We start from the raw sequence: 1,270 nt of genomic DNA, 5'->3' as shown, positions 1-1,270 counted from the left end.
TTGAAATAGAGATATTATTGTATCTCTGTGGACTTCGAGTCCGTATATGCATAAGCATATTTAGTCTTGCTTCTAATCATGGAGAACAGACACTTAAGTGTCTTGTTCATGCAGGCTACTGTGGCAACCTTGTCCCCTTTGGGGACGGGTTGCCTTTTTAATTTGTAATAATAGTCCACAATATGATTAGGTGTAGCTGCTTGTTGTTTTATCATATTCCGAACTGAGAAAAGCAAGATTTCTCTTGCCTTAGGATTTCCTCGCTTATTTATATGATCTTTTCTAAGATATTGACCAGATTGGTACCTTACAAGGTCAATTCCAACGTAGGCATTAATTTGATTTGAATTATCAAATCTAGTGAAATCACCGATTTCACCCAATAACATGGCAGCCGTCATTTCGCCAATGCCAGGCATTGAAGAAATGATTTCAAATTCAGGTAACTCTTTTCCAAATTGGGTCATTTGTTTTATCAATTTTCTTTTCTCAATACTTATTTCCATCAGGACACGTGAATAATACTTAACCTCCTGTACTTGTACATCGTCTACATGTACTGCTGGGGAGCTATTCTTGGCAAAGGATAGTAGTTTTTCAGCGTAATCAAGTGCCTTGTCCTTTGAAACTTTTTTTATCGGTTTCATTCATCAAAATATTCTTTAATTTTGTTTTTGAAACACTGTCTACTAGGTCAGGATGAGGAAAAAGATTAACTATGTTCAAGCATAAATTAGATGTTTTATTGGTAAAGAGTTGTTCTATTTCCGGAAAGGTCTGTTGTAATTCATTGTATAATTCTTGTTTATTGAACTTTCGATAAGCTTCCACTCTCTCATAAAATCTGCACAATTCTCTTAGTTTCGAATACTTAGGATCTTGAAAAGCCGTTAATCGATAATTATTATCGTAGGCACTAAGGGCAATTTTGTGAGCATCCTTATTGTCGGTTTTAACTCTACGTAAATTCTCTGTCTTGAGATGTAACTCAAGAGAATTTAATAATGCGTAGGGTATTTTTTTATCCCGACAAAACCTTTCTATCGGGCGAGAATATATTCCTGTAGCCTCAAAATAAAATGTTGGATCTTTGGCACATTGAACAGTTGCGCCAAGCCTAGCAAATCCTGGTTTATTGTGTTTGAAGTTAAATTCGGTAACACAGTTACCATCACTGTAGTAAACGCAGTAACTGTGTCCTTTGGACACGTCTAAAGCAATTATATCTGACATATTATTTCCTTTCTAAAGCTATCCGTATCAACATTTC

The 1,270-nt window shown here is 35.4% G+C and carries 2 protein-coding genes; both read right to left on the bottom strand.

Features of this window, described 5'->3' with window-relative positions; translation table 11 throughout:
• Window positions 1-14 precede the first annotated feature (14 nt).
• On the bottom strand, window positions 15-647 hold the full coding sequence (locus EKM60_RS11250) for a transposase (protein WP_225427061.1): 633 nt from the start codon (window positions 645-647) through the stop codon (window positions 15-17).
• Window positions 607-1,233, bottom strand: a complete 627-nt coding sequence (locus EKM60_RS11245; RefSeq protein ID WP_225427060.1) for an IS110 family transposase — start codon at window positions 1,231-1,233, stop codon at window positions 607-609. Before EKM60_RS11245 ends, EKM60_RS11250 begins: the two co-directional genes overlap by 41 nt.
• Window positions 1,234-1,270: the final 37 nt, after the last annotated feature.

This window comes from Companilactobacillus kedongensis (assembly GCF_003946625.1).
Lineage (GTDB): Bacteria > Bacillota > Bacilli > Lactobacillales > Lactobacillaceae > Companilactobacillus > Companilactobacillus kedongensis.
Note: the sequence above shows the minus strand (reverse complement) of the source record. Positions and strands in the feature narration are given on the sequence as shown.

Excerpts from the sequence above, each read along its gene's own strand:
- EKM60_RS11250 (WP_225427061.1), bottom strand. The coding sequence starts at position 647 with ATGAAACCGATAAAAAAAGTTTCAAAGGACAAGGCACTTGATTACGCT.
- EKM60_RS11245 (WP_225427060.1), bottom strand. The coding sequence starts at position 1,233 with ATGTCAGATATAATTGCTTTAGACGTGTCCAAAGGACACAGTTACTGC.